Below are 21,663 nucleotides of genomic sequence, written 5' to 3'. Positions count from 1 at the left end.
GACGCGAGTCATGTCGTGTACACGAAATGGACGGTAGACCTGTTCGTCCTCGACGGAAAGCCCTTGTGCAACAGGTAAGTCGAACTTCTGCTTCCGGCTGGACAAAGGGATTTCCGGGCAGGGCGAGGCAGCCCCGGGGGCGGGGCCGGTGCAGCGCGCCATGCCCCCGGGGCAGCGTCGTCCGTGCTACTCGCCGCCGCCGAAAGCCGCGTCGAAGGAGGCGGACGGCGGGTCGAAGTCGAACCGCTTGAGGCTGGCAAGCGCTTCCGGGGCTCCGGTCAGCCGGTCCATGCCGGCGTCCTCCCACTCGACCGAGACCGGGCCCTCGTAGCCGATGGACCGGAGCATCCGGAAGACGTCCTCCCAGGGAACGTCGCCGTGGCCCGCGGAGACGAAGTCCCAGCCGCGCCGGGGGTCGCCCCACGGCAGATGCGAGCCGAGGCGGCCGTTGCGGCCGTCGAGGCGCTTGCGGGCCTCCTTGCAGTCCACGTGGTAGATCCGGTCGCGGAAGTCGTAGAGGAATCCGACCGGGTCCAGGTCCTGCCAGACGAAATGGCTCGGGTCGAAGTTCAGCCCGAACGCCGGCCGGTGGTCCACCGCTTCGAGCGCGCGTTTGGTGGTCCAGTAGTCGTACGCGATCTCGCTCGGGTGCACCTCGTGGGCGAAGCGCACCCCCTCGGCGTCGAAGACGTCCAGGATCGGGTTCCACCGCTCGGCGAAGTCCTCGTAGCCCCGCTCGATCATGTGCGGGGGGACGGGCGGGAACATCGCGACGAGGTGCCAGATCGAAGAGCCGGTGAACCCGATGACCGTGTCCACCCCGAAGGCGGCGGCGGCCCGCGCGGTGTCGGCGATCTCGGCGGCGGCCCGCTGCCGTACACCTTCGGACTCACCGTCGCCCCAGATGCGGGCGGGCAGGATGCCCTGGTGGCGTTCGTCGATCGGGTGGTCGCAGACGGCCTGCCCGACGAGGTGGTTGGAGATCGCGAAGCACTTCAGCCCGTACTTGTCGAGCAGTTGGTGCCGGGTGTCCAGGTAGCCGGGGTCGGTCAGCGCCTTGTCGACCTCGAAGTGGTCTCCCCAGCAGGCGAGTTCGAGCCCGTCGTAGCCGAAGTCGCGGGCGTGCTTGCAGACCTCCTCCAGCGGGAGGTCGGCCCACTGGCCGGTGAAGAGGGTGAAGGGGCGGGGCATGGGCGGCAGCCTCCTAGGACGAGGACGGGACCGGGGTGTGGACGGAGTTCTTGGCGGCGCTCTCCTCGACGGCGGCGAGCACTCGCTGCACCTGGAGGCCGTCCGCGAACGACGGTGCGGGCGGGGCCCCTTCGGCGATCGTGCGGACCACGTCGCGGGCCTGGTGGACGAAGGTGTGCTCGTAGCCGAGACCGTGGCCCGGCGGCCACCAGGCCTCCAGGTAGGGGTGTTCGGGTTCGGTGACGAGGATCCGGCGGAAGCCCGCGGTGGCGGCGGGTTCGGTGTGGTCGTGGAAGGACAGCTCGTTGAGCCGCTCCAGGTCGAAGGCGAGCGAGCCCAGCTCCCCGTTGATCTCCAGGCGCAGGGCGTTCTTGCGTCCGGCGGCCATCCGGGTCGCCTCGAAGGAGGCCAGCGCGCCGGAGGCGAGGCGGCCGGTGAAGATCGCCGCGTCGTCGACGGTCACCTCGCCCCGCTCCACCGTGTCGGCGCTGCCGGAGAGCCCGGCCGACGACCCGGCGAGCAGGGGCCGTTCGCGTACGAAGGTCTCACTGACGGCGGAGACTCCGGTGAGCACCTCGCCCGCGAGGTACTGGGCGAGGTCGACGATGTGCGCCCCGAGGTCGCCGAGCGCGCCGGAGCCGGCGTGCTCGCGCTTGAGCCGCCAGGTGAGCGGGGAGGCCGGATCGACCAGCCAGTCCTGGAGGTAGGTGGCCCGCACATGGCGCAGGGGCCCGAGCCGGCCCCCGGCGATGAGCTGCCGGGCGTAGGAGATCGCGGGCACCTTGCGGTAGTTGAAGCCCACCATCGCCACCTGCCCCCGGGCGGCGGCCGCCTCGGCGGCGCGGACCATGGCCTCGGCCTCGGCGACGTTGTTGGCGAGCGGCTTCTCGCACAGGACGTGCTTGCCGGCTTCCAGCGCGGCGATGGCGATCTCCGCGTGGCTGTCGCCGGGGGTGCAGATGTCGACCAGCTGGACGTCGTCCCGGGCGATCAGGGCCCGCCAGTCGGTCTCCGCCGCCGCCCAGCCGTGCCGTGCGGCGGCGGCGTCGACCGCCGCACGGTCGCGTCCGCAGATCGCGGCGAGAGCGGGTCGCAGCGGCAGGTCGAAGACGTGTCCTGCGGTACGCCACCCCTGGGAGTGGGCGGCGCCCATGAACGCGTATCCGACCATGCCGACCCCGAGCGTTCCCGGCGCCTGCCGCGGCGGCGGTGCTGGGGTTTGCGTTTCCGTCTCTTGACTACGGGCCATGCGGACTTCCTCCTCGTCGGTGTGCGGTAACGGGCCGGGGGACGCGCTCTCCGCCTCCCCCGGAGTCCCGGTCAGTTGAAGCCCGTCGGCAGGTACTGGTCGATGTTGTCCTTGGTCACGACCGCGGAGTACAGGGTCAGGGAGGTCGGGATCTCCATCTCGGAGAGTCCGCTGATGCCCTTGGACTGGCCGAGCGCCCGCGCCAGGTCGATCGCGGACGCGGCCATCGTCGGCGGGTAGAGGACGGTCGCCTTGATGACCGAGTTGTCGGCCTTGATGGCGTCCATCGCGGACTTGGCGCCGGCGCCACCGACCATGATGAACTCGTCGCGGCCCGCCTGCTTGATGGCGCGGAGCGCACCGACGCCCTGGTCGTCGTCGTGGTTCCACAGGGCGTCGAACTGCTTCTGCGCCTGCAGGAGTTGCGCCATCTTGGCCTGGCCGGACTCGACGGTGAAGTCGGCTGCCTGACGGGCCACCAGCTTGATGTTGGAGTAGTTCTTGAGGGCGTCGGCGAAGCCCTGGCTGCGCTGCTGGGTCAGCTCCAGGTTGTCGATCCCGGCGAGCTCGACGACCTTGGCGTTCGGCTTGTCCTTCAGCTGTTCGCCGATGTAGTGCCCGGCGTTGAGGCCCATGCCGTAGTTGTCGCCGCCGACCCAGCAGCGGTACGCCTGCGGGGAGGCGAAGATGCGGTCCAGGTTGACGACGGGGATGCCCGCCTTCATCGCTTCCAGTCCGACCTGGGTGAGCGCCTTGCCGTCGGCGGGGAGGATGACGAGGACGTCGACCTTCTTGTTGATGAGGGTCTTGACCTGGCCGATCTGGGCGGCGGTGTCGTTGGAGCCCTCGGTGATCTCCAGGGTGACGTCGGAATACGTCTCCGCACGGGACTTGGCGTTCACGTTGATCGCGTTCAGCCAGCCGTGGTCGGCCTGCGGTCCGGCGAACCCGATGGTGACGGCCTTGCCGGGCTTGTCGTCGGCGGGGGCGCTGTTGCCGGCGGGCTCGGTCTTCTTGGGCTCGTTGCTGGTACAGGCGGTGAGGAGCGCGCCCGCGGAGACTGCGGCGGTTCCGAACAGCAGTCCTCTGCGGCTGGTTTCTGGCATGACGGTCTGACCCTTCATCCGGTGGGTGCGTACGAGGTGCGGGTGCGGGGGGTTCGTATCGGTGCCGGGGGTGTCCGGTCGGTCGGGGCCGCTCAGGTCTCCCGGCCGCGCATGGTGCGGCCCTGGACGAGGACGGCGGCGACGATGATGGCGCCCTTGGCGATCTGCTGGACGTCGCTCTGGAGGTTGTTGAGCGCGAAGATGTTGGTGATCGTGGTGAAGATCAGGACGCCGAGGACGGAGCCGACGATGGTGCCCCGGCCGCCGCTGAGCAGGGTTCCGCCGATGATCGCGGCGGCGATGGCGTCGAGCTCGTACAGGTTGCCGTTGGTGTTCTGACCGGAGCCGGCCAGCACGATCAGCATGAAGGCGGCGATGCCGCAGCAGAGCCCGGACAGCAGGTAGAGGTAGAGGCGCTGGCGGCGGACGTCGATCCCGGCGAGCCGGGCCGCCTCCGCGTTGCCGCCGACGGCGACCGTTCGGCGGCCGAAGGTGGTCCGGTTGAGGATGAGCCAGCCGATGATCGTGACCACCGCGAACATGATGACCAGGGGCGGGATCCCGAGGATGTAGGAGTCGGGCAGGCCGAGGTCGAGGACCGAGTCGACGGTGACGATCTGAGTCTTGCCGTCGGTGATCTGGAGGGCGAGTCCGCGGGCCGACGCGAGCATCGCCAGCGTCGCGATGAACGGGACCATGTTGCCGTAGGCGATGAGGACGCCGTTCACGAGTCCCGCGACGAGGCCGACGAGCACCGCGGTGAACGCGATGCCCGCGAAGCCGTACTCCTGCGTGGCCAGGGTCGTCGCCCACACCGAGGCCAGGGCGACCATCGCCCCGACGGAGAGGTCGATGCCGCCGCTGATGATGACGAAGGTCATGCCGACGGTGACGACGCCGATGACGGACGCCTGGGTCAGGATCAGCTGGAGGTTGCCGGTGTCCAGGAAGGCGTCCGGTTCGGTGATGCCGCCGACCAGGACCAGCACGGCGAGGACGCCGAGCAGGGACAGGATCCGGACGTCGAGCCGCAGTCCGAGGGCCGGCATGCCACCGCCCGACTTCGAGGGCGGCGTGTCGGAGGGGGCCGCGATGGTCCCCTTGTCCGGCCCGTTGTGCTGCGCCGACGGGGCGGGCTGTGTCATGGCGTCGGGCTCCCTTCCATCACGAGGTCGAGTACGCGGTGCTCGTCGAGCTCCTGGGCGGGGGCCATGTGGACCACTTCGCCCTCGCGGAGGACCAGCACCCGGTCGGCGAGGCCCAGGACTTCGGGCACTTCGCTGGAGACGAGCAGGACGGCGAGGCCTTCGTCGGCCAGCCGGCGGATCACGGCGTAGAGCTCGGCGCGGGCGCCGACGTCGACGCCACGGGTGGGTTCGTCCAGCAGCAGGACCCGGCAGCCGCGCAGCAGCCAGCGGGCGAGGACGGCTTTCTGCTGGTTGCCGCCGGAGAGGGTGCGGACGGCGGCGTCCGGGTTGTCGGGCCGCATCTGCAGTTCGCGGGTGGCGCTCCGTGCCGCCTTCCGCTCCCCGCCCCGGTCGATCCAGCCGATCCGGGCGAAGCGGGAGAGGGAGGAGACGGAGACGTTACGGGTGACCGATTCGGTCATCAGCAGGGCCTGCGCCTTGCGTTCCTCGGGGGCGAGGCCGATCCCGGCGGCGACGGCGGCGCGGACGCTGCCGGGGCGGAGCTGCTTGCCCGCGACGGTGACGGTGCCGGTGCTCGCCTTGCGGGCCCCGTAGATCGTCTCCAGGATCTCGGAGCGCCCCGAGCCGACGAGTCCGGCGAGGCCGACGATCTCACCGGGCCGCAGTTCGAGGTCGACCGGTGCGAACTCGCCCTTGCGGGAAAGGCCTTGGACCCGGAGCACCGGTTCGGCGGTGGCGGCGGGCGGCTCCTCGGGGCGCGGCGGGAAGACATAGGCGACGTCGCGGCCGGTCATCATGGCAACGATGTCGCGCGTGGGGGTGTCCGCTGCGGGCAGTCCGACGGCCACGGTCCGGCCGTCCTTGATGACGGTGACCCGGTCGCCGATGCGGCGGATCTCCTCCAGCCGGTGCGAGATGTAGACGACGGCCACCCCGTCGGCGGTGAGGCCCTCGACGATGCGGAAGAGGTTGTCGACCTCGTCGGGGTCGAGGGCGGCGGAGGGCTCGTCCATCACGATGAGCCGGACCTCGTGGGAGAGGGCCCGCGCCATGGAGACGATCTGCTGCTGGGCGGCGGAGAGGTCGCCGACGTGCCGGGCGGGGTCGATCTCCGGGTGCCCGAGGCGGGCCAGCAGCGCCTTGGCGGCGGCGCGCCCCTCGCCCGTACGGACGATGAAGCCGGCGCTCGTCGGCTCGTGGCCGAGGAAGACGTTCTCGGCGACCGAGAGGTCCTCGACCAGGTCGAGTTCCTGGTAGATGGTGGCGATCCCCAGACGCATGGCGGCGATCGGCGACTTCAGCTGGACCTTCTCGCCGCGCCAGGTGATCTCGCCGTCGTTGGGCTGGTGGGCTCCGGCGAGCACCTTGATGAGGGTGGACTTGCCCGCGCCGTTCTGGCCGAGGAGGCAGTGGACCTCGCCGGCCTGGACCTCCAGGTCGACGCCGTCCAGGGCGCGGACGCCCGGGAAGAGCTTGGTGATGCCGGACATGGTGAGCAGGGGTGGTTCTGGTGCCATGACGAATCCCCTCGGCGAATGGGGTCTCCCCTGCTCGGGCGGGTGCCGAGGGCCGGGGAGGGCCGGTGAGCGGACAGGGCGCAGGGCTGGCGGTGCCGTGGAGCCGGCGGCACCGCGAACGGCTGCTGACGGGAGGTGGTTCCGTGGTGCGTCGTACGGCCTGGGGTCAGGCCGGGGAGAAGAGGTGGTCGCTGATGAGCCGGGCCGCGCCGATCACTCCGGCGGTGGGCCCCAACTCGCCCAGGACGATGGGGAGATTGCCGGTGGCCAGGGGCAGGGACTGCTTGTAGACCTGCGTACGGACACTGGCGAGGAGGTTGTGACCGAGGCCGGTGACCCCGCCGCCGATCACCACCAGACCGGGATTGAAGAAGCTGACCAGGCTCGCGATCACCTGGCCGAGCCGGTTGCCGCCTTCGCGGATGAGGTCGAGCGCCGCGGCGTCCCCGGCGGCGGCAGCGGCCGCCACGTCGGCCGCGGTGAGGCGGCCCGACGCGTCCAGCCGGACGGCGAGTTCGGGCGAGCGGCCCCCCCTGGCGGCGTCCTCCGCGTCGCGGGCGAGCGCCGCGCCGCTGAAGTGGGCTTCCAGGCAGCCCTTGTTGCCGCAGGCGCAGGGCCGGCCGTCGGGGTCGACCTGGATGTGCCCGATGTCCCCGGCGCTGCCGGTCGTACCGCGGTAGACCTCGCCGCCGACGACGATGCCGCAGCCGATACCCGTACCGATCTTGACGCACAGGAAGTCGCCCACGGAGCGGGCCACGCCCGCGTGCTGTTCCCCCATCGCCATGAGGTTCACGTCGTTGTCGACCATGACGGGGCAGCCCAGCTCCTGGCTGAGCGCCTCGCGGACCGGGAACCCGTCCCAGCCGGGCATGATCGGCGGCGCGACCGGCACGCCCTCGGGAAAGCGCACGGGGCCGGGGACCCCGATGCCGGCGCCGTCGAAGCCTTCGGCGAGCCCGGAGGCCCGCAGTTTGGCGGCGAGTGACAGGACCTGCTCGAAGACGGCGACGGGTCCTTCGCGCACGTCCATCGGGTGGTTGAGGTGTCCCAGTACCTCCAGCTCCGCGTTGGTGACGGCCACATCGACCGAGGTGGCGCCGATGTCGACGCCGAGGAAGCGCAGTTCGGGGGCGAGTCGGATGTTGTGCGAGCGGCGCCCGCCGCGCGACGCGGCCAGTCCGTCGGCCACCACCAGACCGGTCTCCAGGAGCCGGTCCACCTCGACGGCGAGCTTCGAGCGCGACAGATCGACCTGATCGCCCAGCTGCGCACGGGAGTTGGGCCCCCCGTCGCGCAACAGCCGGAGCAGCCGCGCCTGATGCGCGTTCGCGGGTCGTGCCGTCATACGTCTCACGCGTCCCTCCCCGCCACATCGGCCAGTCCGTCGGGCTTTCGAGGGGAACGTAGCAGCGCTTTCCCGGAGTGGGAAGAAGTTGCGCAGGAATCCGCCCCAACTTTTTCCACACTCAGGACAAAGGTCGGCGGAGGGCGGTCAGGGGCAGCGGATGACCTGGCCCGCGTAGGAGAGGTTTCCGCCGAATCCGAAGAGCAGGACGGGCGCACCGGAGGCGACCTCGCCGCGCTCGACCAGCTTGGACAGAGCCATCGGGATGGAGGCGGCGGAGGTGTTGCCGGAGTCCACGACGTCCCGCGCGATGACGGCGTTGACCGCGCCGATCTTGCGGGCGACCGGCTCGATGATCCGCAGGTTGGCCTGGTGCAGGACGACCGCGCCCAGGTCCTTCGGGGCGATGCCCGCCTTCTCGCAGACCCGGCGGGCGATCGGGGGGAGCTGGGTGGTGGCCCAGCGGTAGACGGACTGGCCCTCCTGCGCGAAGCGCGGCGGCGTCCCCTCGATCCGGACGGCGTTGCCCATCTCCGGCACGGAACCCCACAGCACCGGTCCGATGCCGGGCCCGCCCGGGGCGTCGGCTGCGGACGGGTCGGCGGTGACGACCGCGGCGCCCGCACCGTCGCCGAGCAGGACGCAGGTGGAGCGGTCGGTCCAGTCCGCGATGTCGGCCATCTTGTCGGCGCCGATCACCAGCGCCCGGGTCGCCGCACCGGCCCGGATCGCGTGGTCGGCGGTGGCCAGCGCGTGCGTGAAGCCGGAGCACACGACGTTGATGTCCATGACGGCGGGCGAGCCCATCCCGAGCCGGGCGGCGACCCGGGCCGCCATGCTCGGGGAGCGGTCGATCGCGGTGGAGGTGGCCACGAGGACCAGATCGATGTCCGAGGGCCCGAGACCGGCCGTGGCCAGCGCCTTGGCTCCCGCGTGCGCGGCCATCTCGTCCACCGGCTCGTCGGGTCCACCCACGTGCCGGGTCTTGATGCCGACCCGGCTGGTGATCCACTCGTCGCTGGTGTCGACCATCGCCGCGAGATCGTCGTTGGTGAGCACCTTGGCGGGCTGGTAGTGGCCGAGCGCCACGACACGTGAGCCGGTCATACGGGTTCCCATCGTCGGGTGGGGGCAGGAATGAACCACAGTCTTGGTCGCTACCGCCGGGTACGGGGGCACGTGATCCCACAGGAATCGGGCCCACACGTTGGAGCATTGACAACAGCCTGGTCAGCGTGCTGAACAGCTCGCTGCGACACGCCGCTGCGCGTGCCGGACAATGACCCGGGGAAACGAACAGCCGCACACGGACAGAATCGGGTTCAGCTCTATGGGACGGGTCACCGAACGCCGCCGCACTCTCCGCATCCGGGACGGTGCCGTCTCCTCCCGTCCGGACACCCTGGTGGCGGAAGAGCCCCTGGAGATCCGGCTGAACGGCAGGCCGCTGGCCATCACCATGCGGACACCGGGCGACGACTTCGCGCTGGCCGCGGGCTTCCTGGTCAGCGAGGGGGTGATCGCCGAGGGGGACGAGGTCCAGTCGATCGTCTACTGCGCCGGGGCGACGGCGGACGGCGTGAACACCTACAACGTGGTGGATGTGAAGCTCGCGCCCGGGGTCCCGGTCCCCGACATCACGCTGGAGCGCAACGTCTACACCACCTCCTCGTGCGGCCTGTGCGGCAAGGCCAGCCTGGACGCGGTGCGCACCACGACCCGGCACCCGGTGGCCGACGCTCCCCCGGTGCGGATCACGCCCGGGCTGCTGTCCGCCCTCCCCGACCGGTTGCGGGCCTCGCAGCGGGTCTTCGACCGGACGGGCGGCCTGCACGCCGCAGCGCTGTTCTCCGAGGAGGGCGAGCTGCTGGACGTACGGGAGGACGTCGGCCGGCACAACGCGGTCGACAAGCTGGTGGGCCGGGCGCTGACGGACGGGCGGCTGCCCCTGTCGCGGGCGGTGCTGCTGGTGTCGGGGCGGGCCTCGTTCGAGCTGGCGCAGAAGGCCGTGATGGCGGGGATCCCGGTGCTCGCGGCGGTCTCGGCACCGTCGTCGCTGGCCGTGGACCTGGCGGCGGAGAGCGGACTGACGCTGGTCGGTTTCCTGCGCGGACCGTCGATGAACGTGTACGCCGGCGAGCACCGGATCTCGCTGGAGGCGGCGGCCCCGCGGGGCTGAGCCCGGGGTCGCGGACGCGGTCCCCGCTCACTCCCCCGCGAAGGCCAGGCCCTCGGCGGCCAGCGCCCCGCGGAGCACCCCGACCGCCTTCGGGCCGACCCCGTGGAGGGCGAGCACCTCGGCGGCGGTCACCGTGGTGAGCTGGGCGAGGCGGGTGTAACCCGCCGCGCGCAGAGCGTTGCGGGCCGGGTTGCCCGCCCCGTGCGGAAAGTCGTCGGCAGGCGTCCCGCCCTTGTCGCTCATGGCACTACCTCGCTGTGGGTCCACCCGGGCTACCGGTAGCCGGCTACCGGCTCACCGTAACGGCTGGGTCGGACAGTGGGCCGGAGGCGGCGGCCCCTGCCGGGTCGTCACGGGCCGGGGCCTCCTCGGGGTCGCGTGAGCGGCGCCCCGCGATGACCGCGCAGACCATGAGCTGCATCTGGTGGAACAGCATCAGGGGCAGTACGGCAAGGCTCGCGTGCGCCCCGAAGACCACGCTCGCCATCGGCAGCCCGGCCGCCAGGCTCTTCTTGGACCCGGCGAACTGGATGGCGATCCGGTCCGCCCGGCCGAACCCGAGCCTCCGTGCGCCGTACCAGCTCAGGGTGAGCATCAGCGCCAGCAGGACCGCCTCGGCGGCGAGCAGCGCGCCGACCCGGGCGGGGGTGACCCGGTGCCAGACCCCGGCGACCATCCCCTCACTGAACGCGGTGTGGACGACGAGCAGGATCGAGCCGCGGTCGACCAGGCCGAGCACCTTCTTGTGCCGGGTGAGGAAGCCGCCGACCCAGCGGCTCAGGAGCTGCCCGGCGAGGAACGGGACGAGCAGCTGGAAAACGATCTTCAGCAGGGAGTCCACGGAGAACCCGCCCCCGGCGGACCCGAGGAGCAGGGCGGCGAACATCGGGGTCACCAGGATCCCGGTGAGGCTGGAGAAGGACCCGGCACAGATCGCGGCGGGCACGTTGCCCCGGGCGATCGAGGTGAAGGCGATGGAGGACTGGATCGTGGACGGGACCAGGCACAGGAAGAGGAAGCCCGCCTGGAGCTCGGGCGTCAGCACGTACGGCACCAGCCCGCCGCTCGCCACCCCCAGCAGCGGGAAGGCGACGAAGGTGCAGGCCAGGACGGTGAGGTGGAGGCGCCAGTGCTTGAGCCCGTCGAGCGCCTCGGCCCTGGAGAGCCGTGCCCCGTAGAGGAAGAACAGCAGGGCGACAGCGCCGGTGGAGGCTCCGCCCGCCACGTCGGCGGCGGTGCCGTGGGCGGGCAGCAGCGCCGCGAGGGCCACGGTGGCGGCCAGCGCCACGAGGAAGGCGTCGAACGGCAGCCAGGACGGCGGTCGCGGGATACGGCGGGACATGTGCGGGGGCGCTCCGGCGGTCGGGGATCCGTTTCGGCGTCCATCCTGCTCCCCTGCGGCGCCATCGGGAATCCCGCACACCGCTCTGACTGTCATCACGAATCCCGATAGCGTGCACGGTATGGACACGGAGCGGACGGACGCGGGCGGGGAGAGTGCGGACCGGGTGAACGTGCACCGGATGGACGCCACGTACGACCCGGCCCAGTTGCGTACCTTCCTCGCCGTCGCCCAGACGCTGAGCTTCACGCAGGCCGCGCGCAGGCTCGGGGTCCGCCAGTCCACGGTCAGCCAGCATGTGCGGCGGCTGGAGGAGGCGGCCGGGCGGCAGTTGTTCGCCCGGGACACGCATCGCGTCGATCTCACGGACGACGGCGAGGCGATGCTCGGCTTCGCCCGGACGATCCTGTCGGCCCACGAGCGGGCCGCGGCGTTCTTCGCGGGCACCCGGCTGCGCGGGCGGCTGCGGTTCGGGGCCTCCGAGGACTTCGTGCTGACCCGGCTCCCCGAGATCCTGGAGTCGTTCCGCCGCGACCACCCGGAGGTCGAGCTCCAGCTCACCGTGGAGCTGTCCGGGACGCTGCACCGGCAGCTCGCGGCGGGCCGGCTGGATCTGGTGCTGGCCAAGCGGCGGACCGGGGACACCCACGGCGAACTGATGTGGCGGGACGCCCTGGACTGGATCGGCGCGCCGCAGCTGCGCCTCGATCCGGAGCGCCCCGTACCGCTGGTCGTCTTTCCGCCACCCGCCGTCACCCGGGCCCGCGCCCTGGAGGTGCTGGAGGAGCAGGGGCGGGCCTGGCGGATCGCCTGCACGAGTACGAGTCTGAGCGGCCTGGTCGCGGCGGCGCGGGCGGGCCTGGGGGTGATGGCGCACTCCCGGGGGATGGTCCCGCCGGGGCTGGTGCCGGTGCCGGGCAGGGCGGGGCTGCCGGAGCTCGGCGGGGTCGATTTCGTCCTGCTGCACGGGAACCGGCGGGGCGCGGCCCAGGAGGCGGCGGACGCCCTGGCCTCCGCGATCCTGGCGGCCGGTGACCGGCTGCACCGCGGAACGGGCGGAGCGGAGGGACCGTAGCCGCTCTCTGGACCGCCGGTGGCTGGAGTGGCGGGGCCGGCACCAGCTCTTCGACCCGGCACCGGCCGCGGTGGTCACGGCGGTCGGATTCGGTGGAGATTCCGGTGCGAGCCGCTTACCCCTCGGGCAGAACTGGGCCCGCGTACGCCCGAGCCTTGCCCGTCTGGCCGGATTTCGACGGTTGACCTGGGGGGGTCGTCCTGGTGTGCGGAGGTTCCGGACCTCTCCCGCCGGGCTCTCGCTTGGGGTAGCGTCGCGGCGCTGTGCGGAGCGCCACGAGGAGCATGTCATTGCGCGAATTCACTGTCCCACCCATGGCGGCGCCGCCTCAGGTCGGCGGTCTGGCCGATGTGGTCTTCGATCACGCGGAGGATGATCCGCACCGCGTCGCGCTCGGCCGCAAGGACGCCGGGGGCCAGTGGCTCGATGTGACCTCCGGGGACTTCCGCGATGCTGTGCTGGCCCTGGCCAAGGGGCTGATCGCGCACGGGGTGCGGTTCGGCGACCGGGTCGCGCTGATGTCCCGTACGCGCTACGAGTGGACACTCTTCGACTTCGCGCTCTGGACCCTCGGGGCCCAGTCGGTGCCGATCTACCCGACCTCCTCCGCCGAGCAGGTCCTGTGGATGCTGCACGACGCCGAGGTGGTGGCGGTGATGGTCGAGCACGAGGACCACGCGATGACGGTGGGCTCGGTGATCGACCGGCTGCCGCATCTGAAGCGGCTGTGGCAGCTGGACGCGGGAGCGGTGGACGAGCTGCTCGGGGCGGGCGTGGGCATCGACGACGAGGTGGTGCAGCGGCACCGGCGCGCGGTGACGCCCGACTCCGTGGCGACCGTCATCTACACCTCGGGGACGACGGGCCGCCCCAAGGGGTGTGTGATCACCCACGCGAGCTTCATGTTCGAGAGCGACACGATGGTGAGCCGCTGGGAGCCGGTGTTCCACTCCAAGCCGGGCGACGAGGCGGCCACCCTCCTCTTCCTGCCGCTGGCCCATGTCTTCGGGCGGATGGTGGAGATCGCCGCGATCCGTGGCCGGGTCAAGCTCGGCCATCAGCCGGAGCTGTCGGCGAACGCGCTGATGCCGGACCTGATGTCGTTCCGGCCGACGTTCATCCTGGCGGTGCCGTACATCTTCGAGAAGGTGTACAACGGGGCCCGGCGCAAGGCCGAGACGGAGGGCAGAACCGGGCCGTTCGACAAGGCCGTCGACATCGCGGTGAAGTACGCCGAGGCCTTGGAACTGAAGGCGTTCGGGGACGGTCCCGGCCCGTCGGCCGGGCTGCGGATGCAGCACCAGTTCTTCGACAAGATCGTGTACAAGAAGGTCCGCGACGCGATGGGCGGCCGGGTGCGGCACGCGATGTCGGGCGGCTCCGGCATGGACCGCCGGCTCGGGCTGTTCTTCGCGGGCGCCGGGGTGACGGTGTTCGAGGGGTACGGGCTGACCGAGTCGACCGCCGCGGCGACGGCGAACCCGCCCGAGCGCACCCGGTACGGGACGGTCGGGCAGCCGATCCCGGGGACGTCGGTGCACATCGCGGACGACGGCGAGGTGTGGGTGAGCGGTCCGAACGTCTTCTCCGGCTATCTGGGCAACCCCGAGGCCACCCGGGCGGTCCTGCAGGACGGCTGGCTGGCGACCGGGGACCTCGGCTCGCTGGACGAGGACGGCTATCTGACGATCACCGGTCGGAAGAAGGAGATCCTGGTGACGTCCGGCGGCAAGAGCGTCTCCCCGGCCGGTCTGGAGGAGCGCGTACGGGCGCATCCGCTGGTGGCGCAGTGCATCGTCGTCGGCAACGACCGTCCGTACATCGCGGCGCTCGTCACCGTGGACCAGGAGTCCGTCGACCATTGGCTGTCGATGCAGGGCCGTGCCCCGCTCGGCCCTGCCGAGCTGGTGCGGGACCCGGACCTGGAGATGGAGGTCCGCCGGGCGGTGGTGGCCGCCAACACGGCCGTCTCCCAGGCGGAGTCCATCCGTACGTTCCGGATCCTGGCCCACCCCTTCACCGAGGAACTGGGGCTGCTGACGCCCTCGCTGAAGCTGAAGCGGAAGGCGATCGAGACGGCGTACGCGGTCGAGGTCGACGCGCTCTACCACTGACCGGAGGCAACGGGAATGCCTGGACCCGCCCGATCGTTGCCGTGGGGAGTGACCAACCGACGACGTTAGGATCGACCGCTCGTGAGCAAGGTCCCCTCCATCACCCTCAACAACGGCCTCGGCATGCCGCAGCTCGGTTTCGGTGTCTGGCAGGTGCCGGACGACGAGGCGGAGAAGACGGTCGCCACGGCCATCGAGACCGGGTACCGGAGCATCGACACCGCCGCGATCTACGAGAACGAGACGGGCACCGGCAAGGCCATCGCCGCCTCCGGCGTCGCGCGCGACGAGCTCTTCGTCACCACGAAGCTGTGGAACAGCGAGCAGGGCCACGACAGCACGCTCCGCGCCTTCGACGCCTCGCTCGACAAGCTCGGCCTGGACTACGTGGACCTGTACCTGATCCACTGGCCGGTCCCGGCGAAGGACGCGTACACCGACACGTACAAGGCGTTCGAGAAGATCCTCGCCGACGGCCGCGCGAAGGCCATCGGTGTGTCGAACTTCCACCCCGAGCATCTGAAGCGGCTGCTCGCCGAGACCTCCGTGGTCCCGGCCGTCAACCAGATCGAGCTGCACCCGCAGCTCCAGCAGGCCGAGGCCCGCGCCTTCCACGCCGAACACGGCATCGCCACCGAGGCCTGGGCGCCGCTGGGCCAGGGCAAGGGCCTGCTGGAGGTGCCGACGGTCGTCGCCGTCTCCCAGAAGCACGGCCGCACCCCCGCCCAGGTGGTGCTGCGCTGGCACCTGCAGACCGGCAACATCGTGATCCCGAAGTCCGTGACCCCGTCGCGGATCAAGGAGAACCTGGACGTGTTCGACTTCGAGCTGGACGCCGACGACCTCGCCGCCTTCGCCGCCCTGGACGAGGGCAAGCGCCTCGGCTCCGACCCGGCGGAATTCAACGTCGGCGCCTGAGCGCGCCCGGCCGACGACGGCGCCCCCACCGTGATCGCGGTGGGGGCGCCGTCGTCGGCCACCTGGCCCGTCGGCCGTCCGGCCCGACGGCAGTACACACATCCATCGGGGAGACGGGGAACATGAGCGGCGAACTCGCGCCTGTCGTCGAGGCGGGCCCGTACCGCCTGCGCAACGTCGGCAGCAAGCTGTTGCTGGAGGTGTACGGCGCGGCGAGGGGCAGCGGTGCCCGGGTCCAGCAGGGCGCGGACGACGGGACGGCCGCGCAGGTGTGGCGGCTGTCCCCGGTGCACGAGGGCGCGTCCCTCTTCCACCTGGTCAACGAAGGCAGCGGGAAGCGGCTGGACGTGGCGAACGCCGACACGTCGAACGGCACCCGGATCCAGCAGTGGAAGGCCAACAACTTCGGCGCCCAGGAGTGGCTGATCGAGCGGCACCCACAGGCGCCCGGGAGAGTGACGCTGGTGAGTTTCATCAGCGGGCTGGTCATGGAGGTCGCGGACGGTTCCACCGAGGCCGGGGGCACGGTTCAGCAGTGGGAGGACACCGACTCCCCCTTCCAGTGGTGGCGGTTGGAGCCGGTGACGTAGGTCCGGCGGAGCAGCCCGGGCGGTTTCGCCCGCTCAGCCGCGGCGGCCCAGATGCACCGTGCGGGCGGCCAGCAGGTGGACGTCGGGGCGGTGGTGAAGCCCTTCGGGGTCCTCGGGGTCCAGCAGCCGGTCCAGTACGGCGCTGTCCTCGGCCGTCAGCAGGTCGCCGAGCACCTCGCGCTCCCGGGTGATACTCGCGACAACGTGGTCGCGGACCGGGCGGGAGACGGGGGCGGGCAGGTCGAGGAGGAAGCTGCGGGTTCCCTGAGGGAGGAGCCCGACCGCGGTGAAGAGGGCGGCCCAGTCCTCGGTCTCCCTTTTCGCGCCCGGGAGTTCGGACCGCATGCGCTCGAAACGGGTGGCGGCTGCCGCGCCCATACGGGCCTCCAGACCGGGCTCTCCGATGCCGATGTCGCGGGGCAGGCGTCGGGTGGGCAGGCCGCCCTCGACGAGCGCGACCGTTCCGCCGGCCCGCAGAAGCCCGGCGAAGCGGGCCAGCGCGGCGCGCTGGTCGCCCAGGTGGTGCAGGGAGTTGCCCGCCCAGATCAGATCGGCCTCGCCCAACCGGTCGAAGTCCGCCGGGAGTTCGGCCTCAAGCGTCCAAAAGCGGTCGATCACCCCGAGGCGGCGTGCGCGGTTCCTCGCACGTTCCAGTAGCGCGGGCGTGGCGTCCACGGCCACCACCTCGGCCTCCGGAAAGACCTCGGCCAGCAGGCAGGAGACGACCCCGGGGCCGCTGCCGATGTCGAGGACCCGGCGGACCTGCGGCGTGGTGGGCAGGGCGGCGATCCAGCGGGCCGCCTCCTCGTACTGCGTACGGTTGAGTTCGGCTTCCTGCTCCAGCAGGGGGCCCAGGACGTCCCAGTCGATGTCGGCGGCGTGCGTGTCGTGGTGGCCGTGACCGGCGTGGCTGCTCATGGGCCCAGCTTCCGCACGGACGGGTCGCGCGGCAAGGTTCCTTGCCGTTACGGCAAATCGGGAGGGCCTTTCGGCGTACGCACGCGGCGCTCCCGGGCCGCCCCCCCCCCCCCCTGGCCCGTTTGAACGCGGCGTCGAAGGCGAAGGGGGTGCCGTGGCCGACCTTCCGGGCCAGGGCCAACCGGAACGCCGCCAGGGGCCGTTCGGCTGACGGCGTACGGCTCGTGCACACCGACCGAACGGTAGGCGGAGCGCGCGTATTGCCGGGGTGGCCCGGGGGCCATAACTTGCCCTTATGGAGCTGGAGTTGCGCCATCTGCGAACGGTCCGTGCGATAGCCGACACGGGCAGCCTCACCAAGGCCGCCGCCACCCTGGGGCTCGCCCAGCCCGCCCTCAGCGCTCAGCTGCGGCGGATCGAGAAGGCCCTCGGCGGCGCTCTCTTCGACCGCGACCACACCGGAGCCCGAGCCACGCCGCTCGGCGAACTGGTGCTGGAGCGGGCCCGGGTGGTGCTGCCCGCGGTCAGTGAACTGCAGGCCGAGGCCGTGCGGTTCGCCAATGCCCGGGGGGCGCTGGACAGGTTCCGGCTGGGTGGCACGCACGGTCCGCTGCTCGGCGGGCTGGTGGACCGGATGGCGGCCGCGCACCCGTCGGCGGCGGTGTCGACGTACACCGCGTGGTCGGTGGACGAGATCGCCTCGCTGGTGATCGACGGGCGGCTGGACTTCGCGCTGATCGGGACGTGCGGCGAGAGCGCGCCACCGTTGGCCGACCGGCTGGTCTGGGAGGTCGTCGGGGTGGACCCGGTCTTCGTGATGCTGCCGGAGGACCACCCCCTGGCCGCCGAAGCGGAACTGGATCTGGCCTCGCTCGCGGACGAGTGCTGGGCGGACGTGCCGGGCGACGGCTGCTTCGCGGACTGCTTCACCGCGGCCTGCGCGCGGTCGGGCTTCACTCCGGTGTCGGTGTACGAGACGGACACCTCGTCCGTCGTCCATCTGGTGCAGGTGGGGCGGGCGATCGGGCTGTGCCGGGCGACGTTCCCGCCGACGCCGGGCCTGGTGACCCGACCGCTGGCCGGCGCCCCGCTCAGCTGGCGTCACCTGGTGGGCTGGCATCCGCACTCCCCCGCCGCCGACGCGGCGGCGGGGACGGTGGCGGGTGCGACCCGCGAGGCGTACGCGGAGGCGGTGTCGCGCAGCCCGGGCTACGCGCGATGGCTCGGCGCGCACCCGCGGTTCGGCACGGTGGCCTGAGCGGGAGGGTGCGGATGGGCTGTTCCGCTCACCGGTGGCTAGTCGGCTCCGTGGGCCGGGGCGGCGGCCGCCACCCGGGCGGCGAGCGCCAGGTCCTTCTCGGTGATCGCACCGCCCGCGGAGTGCGTGTGGACGGCGAGGGCCACCGTGTTGTAGCCGAGCGTCAGATCGGAGTGGTGGTTCAGCTCGTCCTGGATCCGCGCGATGTGGACCGTCAGCGCGGCGGCGGCGAAGTGGGAGGGCAGCCGGTAGGTCCGGGTGATCCGGCCCCCTTCCAGCGCCCAGCCGGGCAGGCTCTCCAGCCGGTTCTCGGTCTCGGACGGCGACAGCGGTTCGGCGCTCATGGGACGGCTCCCGTGGGTCTCGGTGGGTCGGCTTATGCGTCACGGCCGGGCGGCCCGTACCGGCACCGTGACCGGCCCGCCCGGTGACGTTACGGTCTGGGCATGACGACTGTCTTGCCCGACACGGGAGTGGGGCCGCTGCTGCGGGACTGGCGGGAACAGCGGCGCATCAGCCAGTTGGAGCTGGCCCTGCGCGCGGACTCCTCGGCCCGCCACATCTCGTTCATCGAGACGGGCCGCTCCCGGCCCAGCGAGGACATGGTCCTGCGGCTGGCCGAACAGCTGGACATCCCGGTCCGGGAACGCAACGCCCTCCTCGTGATCGCCGGTTACGCGCCCCGCTACCCGCAGACGCCTCTCGACGACCCCGCGATGGCCTCCCTGCGCGAGAGTCTGGAGCGCCTGCTCGCGGCGTACGAGCCGTATCCGGCCCTCGTGGTGGACGGCACGTACGGGGTGGTGGCGGCCAACCGCGGGGTCGCGCTGCTCCTGGAAGGCGTACCGGAGAAGCTGCTGACCCCACCGCTGAACGCCATGCGGCTCACCCTCCACCCGGAGGGGCTCGCCCCGCGCATCGTGAACCTCCCCGAGTGGCGGGCGGACCTGCTGGCGCAGATGGACCGTCAGATCGCCCTCGTACGCTCACCGGCCCTGCGCGAGCTGTACGACGAGGTGGCCGCCTACCCGGCCCCCGCCCGGCCCGGCGGCGCGGACCGCACCGCCGGGGGGACAGGCGGTGCGGTCCCGGTCGCCGACGGGGCCGGCGGCGCGGGGCGGAAGCGGGACCGGGCCGCCGCGTTCGCGCTGCCGATGCTGCTCGAACACGGGGGCCGGGTCCTGTCGTTCGTGTCGTCGATCGCGACGTTCAACACGCCGATGGACGTGACGGTGGCCGAGCTGGCCATCGAGACGTTCCTCCCGGCGGACCGGGAGACCGCCGCCTATCTCCACGCCCACGTCCCGTCCTGACCCGGCCCCTTCCCGCTCCCCTCAGACGCGGGCTCCGTTGTCGAGCGGGTCGCGGCGTGTGGACCGCGCCTTTCCGCGCGGCGTGCCCTTCCCCTTCCCCGGTGCGGGCGGCGGCGGAGCCTTGGCGCCGCGCTCCAGGGCGAGGGCCCCGGGTACGGCGGTGAACACCGAGGACCAGGTACCGACGACGATGCCGATGAGCAGGGCGAGCGCGAAGTCGGCGAGTGAATCGCCGCCCAGCACCGCGAGGGCGGCCAGGATGAACAGGGCGCCCATCCCGGTGTTCACCGTACGGGGGACGGTCTGCAGGACGGCCCGGCGGGCGATGGTGTCCAACGGAGTACGCCGGTTCGCCCCCCACAGCTCCCGCACCCGGTCGAAGACCACCACCGAGTCGTTGACCGAATAGCCGATCACGGTGAGCAGGGCGGCCAGGAAGATGCCGTCCACCGGCCGCCCCAGCCACGCGAAGGCCCCCACCACGAGGACCACGTCGTGCACCATCGCCACGACGGACGCCACCGCGAACGTCCAGCGGAACCGGACCGCCAGGTAGGCCAGCTGCACGGCCACCGCGACGCCCAGGGCGATCAGCGCGTTGCGGCGCAGTTCGTCGCCGAGGCTCGGGCCGATCAGCTCGTCCCGTACCTTCGTCGTCTCGCCGCCCTCCTCGGCGAGGGCGGCGCGCACGGCGTGCTCGCCGTCGTTGTCGAGCTTCCCCGTGCGTACGGACAGGTCGCCGTCGCCCGCCGTGGTGACCTCGGCGTCCCCGAACCCGGCGGCGGCGATGCTGTCCCGGGCCGTCTCCACGTCGACCGGGCGGCTGGTGGAGTACTCGACCAGCCGGCCCCCGGTGAACTCGACGCCCAGATCGACCCCGCGCACCACGATCCCGGCCACCGCGACGACGACCAGCGCCGCCGAGACGACGAGCCACCTCACCGGTTTCCGGAAGAGCTTCGGATCCTTGCGGACCAGCCATGTGCGTACGGCACCGGGTCGCCCGATGCCGTTGACGCCCCGGTAGTCGCTGACGAAGCGGGAGTTCGCCGCGATCTCGGTGAGCGCGCGGGCGATGACCAGGGCGGAGAACATCGAGGCGAGGACCCCGATGGCGAGCGTGACACCGAAGCCCTTGACCGGGCCGGAGCCCAGGAAGAAGAGCAGCCCGGCCGCGATCAGCGTGGTCGCGTTGGAGTCGGCGACCGCGCTCCACGCCTTCTGGAACCCGGTGGCCAGCGCGGAGCGCAGGGAGCGTTTCGGCCGGTCGGCGCACTCCTCCCTGGCCCGTTCGAAGACCAGGACGTTCGCGTCGACCGCCATCCCGATCGCGAGGACGAACCCGGCGAGCCCGGGAAGGGTCAGCGTGACGCCGAGGGCGACGAGTGCGGCGTACGAGATCACCCCGTACGCGCCCAGCGCCACGGCGGCCAGCGCGCCGAAGAGGCGGTAGACGACGGTGATGAAGAGCGCGGTGGCGGCGGCTCCGATGAGGGCGGCCTGCGCGCTCGCGTCGATGGCCGCCGCGCCCAGCGTCGGGCCGACGGTCCGCTGCTCGACGATCTCGACGGGCACGGGAAGGGCCCCGCCCTTGATGAGCAGCGCCAGGTCACGCGCCTCGTCCGCGCTGAACGACCCGGTGATCTGGGTGGCCCCGGACGGCAGTCCGGCCCGGCAGCCGACCGAGGGGTCGACCTGCGGCGAGGAGATGACCTTTTCGTCGAGGACGATGGCGACCCTGCGCCGGTCGTCCCCGGCGGGGTGGCAGGCGGCCTCGCCGGTCAGCTTCTTCCAGTCCTGCCCGGCGCCCTTGCGGAACTCCAGCGACACCGTCCAGCCCGCTCCGCCCTGCGCGTCGAAAGCGGCACTCGCGTCCTCGACGCCCGCGCCGGAGAGCCGGGGCTCGCCGAGGGCGAGCGACCGGCCCTGCTCGTCGGGGAGCGTCAGCCGCTGGGGGTCGGGGTCGGTGGTGGATTCGGGATCCGGAGACTTTTCCTCCGGTCCATCGGTCCCCGGGCCCTCGACCGCGTGGAAGGTGAGTTGGGCCGTCCGGCCGATCACCTCGGCGGCCTGGCGCGGATCCTGTACGTCGGGCAGTTCGACGATGATCCGGTCCTCGCCGGAACGGGTCAGCGTCGGTTCGGAGACGCCCAGCGAGTCGATCCGCTGCCGCAGCACCTCCAGGGTGCGGTCCGTGGTCTCCCGGTCCGCCTCGACGGTGGCGGTGTCCCGGGCCTGGAGCACGATGCGGGTGCCGCCCTGGAGATCGAGGCCGAGTCTGGGCGACATGGTCAGGGTGATGAAGACGGAGACGAGCAGCACGGCGGCAGCCAGGACCGCTCGCACCGCGGTGGCGCGAGTCATGGAAATCCTCCGGTGGGGCGTCGCGCCCTCACC

Annotated in this window: 19 protein-coding genes; 7 read left to right on the top strand and 12 right to left on the bottom strand. The window is 71.9% G+C overall.

Annotated elements, in window-relative coordinates:
* Positions 1-186 precede the first annotated feature (186 nt).
* The 7 genes from RNL97_RS28145 to RNL97_RS28115 all read right to left on the bottom strand — a co-directional run bounded on the left by RNL97_RS28145 (position 187) and on the right by RNL97_RS28115 (position 8,666).
* Positions 187-1,191 carry a sugar phosphate isomerase/epimerase family protein gene (locus RNL97_RS28145; protein ID WP_243315812.1) on the bottom strand — a complete coding sequence of 335 codons (1,005 nt, stop codon included), beginning with the start codon at positions 1,189-1,191 and terminating at the stop codon, positions 187-189.
* Positions 1,192-1,204: 13 nt separating this feature from the next.
* Positions 1,205-2,440 (bottom strand): Gfo/Idh/MocA family protein, encoded by a 1,236-nt coding sequence (locus RNL97_RS28140; protein WP_243315811.1) that lies wholly within the window; start codon positions 2,438-2,440, stop codon positions 1,205-1,207.
* A 71-nt stretch (positions 2,441-2,511) separates the two neighbouring features.
* Positions 2,512-3,546 carry a substrate-binding domain-containing protein gene (locus RNL97_RS28135; RefSeq protein WP_030582779.1) on the bottom strand — a complete coding sequence of 345 codons (1,035 nt, stop codon included), beginning with the start codon at positions 3,544-3,546 and terminating at the stop codon, positions 2,512-2,514.
* A gap of 92 nt (positions 3,547-3,638) precedes the next feature.
* The gene (locus tag RNL97_RS28130; RefSeq protein WP_030582782.1) at positions 3,639-4,691 is read right to left on the bottom strand and encodes an ABC transporter permease; all 1,053 of its coding nucleotides are present in this window, start codon (positions 4,689-4,691) and stop codon (positions 3,639-3,641) included.
* Positions 4,688-6,211 carry a sugar ABC transporter ATP-binding protein gene (locus tag RNL97_RS28125; RefSeq protein ID WP_313751344.1) on the bottom strand — a complete coding sequence of 508 codons (1,524 nt, stop codon included), beginning with the start codon at positions 6,209-6,211 and terminating at the stop codon, positions 4,688-4,690. Before RNL97_RS28125 ends, RNL97_RS28130 begins: the two co-directional genes overlap by 4 nt.
* 166 nt (positions 6,212-6,377) lie before the next feature.
* Positions 6,378-7,559: an ROK family transcriptional regulator gene (locus RNL97_RS28120; RefSeq protein ID WP_030582788.1), complete on the bottom strand. Its 1,182-nt coding sequence runs from the start codon at positions 7,557-7,559 to the stop codon at positions 6,378-6,380.
* Positions 7,560-7,706: 147 nt separating this feature from the next.
* Entirely contained in the window at positions 7,707-8,666 is a 960-nt protein-coding gene (locus RNL97_RS28115) for a beta-ketoacyl-ACP synthase III (RefSeq protein ID WP_030582792.1), read from the bottom strand.
* A gap of 223 nt (positions 8,667-8,889) precedes the next feature.
* Between RNL97_RS28115 and fdhD the strand changes: the two genes are divergently transcribed.
* Positions 8,890-9,738, top strand: coding sequence for a formate dehydrogenase accessory sulfurtransferase FdhD (gene fdhD, locus RNL97_RS28110; protein ID WP_243315810.1), 849 nt, complete (start codon positions 8,890-8,892; stop codon positions 9,736-9,738).
* A 27-nt stretch (positions 9,739-9,765) separates the two neighbouring features.
* Here fdhD and RNL97_RS28105 read toward each other — a convergent pair whose 3' ends face one another.
* Positions 9,766-9,981: a helix-hairpin-helix domain-containing protein gene (locus RNL97_RS28105; RefSeq protein WP_030582797.1), complete on the bottom strand. Its 216-nt coding sequence runs from the start codon at positions 9,979-9,981 to the stop codon at positions 9,766-9,768.
* A 43-nt stretch (positions 9,982-10,024) separates the two neighbouring features.
* Positions 10,025-11,080 carry a bile acid:sodium symporter family protein gene (locus tag RNL97_RS28100; protein WP_243315809.1) on the bottom strand — a complete coding sequence of 352 codons (1,056 nt, stop codon included), beginning with the start codon at positions 11,078-11,080 and terminating at the stop codon, positions 10,025-10,027.
* Positions 11,081-11,261: 181 nt separating this feature from the next.
* Between RNL97_RS28100 and RNL97_RS28095 the strand changes: the two genes are divergently transcribed.
* The 4 genes from RNL97_RS28095 to RNL97_RS28080 all read left to right on the top strand — a co-directional run bounded on the left by RNL97_RS28095 (position 11,262) and on the right by RNL97_RS28080 (position 15,777).
* Positions 11,262-12,155 (top strand): LysR family transcriptional regulator, encoded by an 894-nt coding sequence (locus tag RNL97_RS28095; RefSeq protein ID WP_030582804.1) that lies wholly within the window; start codon positions 11,262-11,264, stop codon positions 12,153-12,155.
* 314 nt (positions 12,156-12,469) lie between these two features.
* Positions 12,470-14,269, top strand: coding sequence for an AMP-dependent synthetase/ligase (locus tag RNL97_RS28090; protein ID WP_030582807.1), 1,800 nt, complete (start codon positions 12,470-12,472; stop codon positions 14,267-14,269).
* A gap of 81 nt (positions 14,270-14,350) precedes the next feature.
* Complete coding sequence (locus RNL97_RS28085; RefSeq protein ID WP_313751343.1) at positions 14,351-15,187, top strand: aldo/keto reductase; 837 nt, start codon at positions 14,351-14,353, stop codon at positions 15,185-15,187.
* A 122-nt stretch (positions 15,188-15,309) separates the two neighbouring features.
* Positions 15,310-15,777 carry an RICIN domain-containing protein gene (locus tag RNL97_RS28080; protein ID WP_030582813.1) on the top strand — a complete coding sequence of 156 codons (468 nt, stop codon included), beginning with the start codon at positions 15,310-15,312 and terminating at the stop codon, positions 15,775-15,777.
* A gap of 33 nt (positions 15,778-15,810) precedes the next feature.
* On the opposite strand, the gene RNL97_RS28075 is transcribed toward RNL97_RS28080, so the two are convergent.
* Entirely contained in the window at positions 15,811-16,695 is an 885-nt protein-coding gene (locus tag RNL97_RS28075) for a class I SAM-dependent methyltransferase (protein WP_243315807.1), read from the bottom strand.
* A 295-nt stretch (positions 16,696-16,990) separates the two neighbouring features.
* On the opposite strand from RNL97_RS28075, the gene RNL97_RS28070 reads away from it, so the two are divergent.
* The gene (locus RNL97_RS28070; protein ID WP_030582817.1) at positions 16,991-17,953 is read left to right on the top strand and encodes a LysR family transcriptional regulator; all 963 of its coding nucleotides are present in this window, start codon (positions 16,991-16,993) and stop codon (positions 17,951-17,953) included.
* A gap of 38 nt (positions 17,954-17,991) precedes the next feature.
* Here the strand turns inward: RNL97_RS28070 and RNL97_RS28065 are convergent, their stop codons facing one another.
* Complete coding sequence (locus RNL97_RS28065) at positions 17,992-18,297, bottom strand: 4a-hydroxytetrahydrobiopterin dehydratase (protein ID WP_030582819.1); 306 nt, start codon at positions 18,295-18,297, stop codon at positions 17,992-17,994.
* Between the two features lie 102 nt (positions 18,298-18,399).
* Here RNL97_RS28065 and RNL97_RS28060 point away from each other — a divergent pair, with 102 nt between their 5' ends.
* The gene (locus tag RNL97_RS28060; protein WP_030582821.1) at positions 18,400-19,266 is read left to right on the top strand and encodes a helix-turn-helix domain-containing protein; all 867 of its coding nucleotides are present in this window, start codon (positions 18,400-18,402) and stop codon (positions 19,264-19,266) included.
* A 21-nt stretch (positions 19,267-19,287) separates the two neighbouring features.
* Here the strand turns inward: RNL97_RS28060 and secD are convergent, their stop codons facing one another.
* Complete coding sequence (gene secD / locus RNL97_RS28055; RefSeq protein ID WP_243315803.1) at positions 19,288-21,630, bottom strand: protein translocase subunit SecD; 2,343 nt, start codon at positions 21,628-21,630, stop codon at positions 19,288-19,290.
* Positions 21,631-21,663: the final 33 nt, after the last annotated feature.

The organism is Streptomyces parvus, assembly GCF_032121415.1.
In the GTDB taxonomy this organism is placed as follows: Bacteria; Actinomycetota; Actinomycetes; order Streptomycetales; family Streptomycetaceae; genus Streptomyces; species Streptomyces globisporus_A.
The sequence above is the reverse complement of the archived record's forward strand: the minus strand, read 5'-3'. Positions and strand labels throughout refer to the sequence as shown.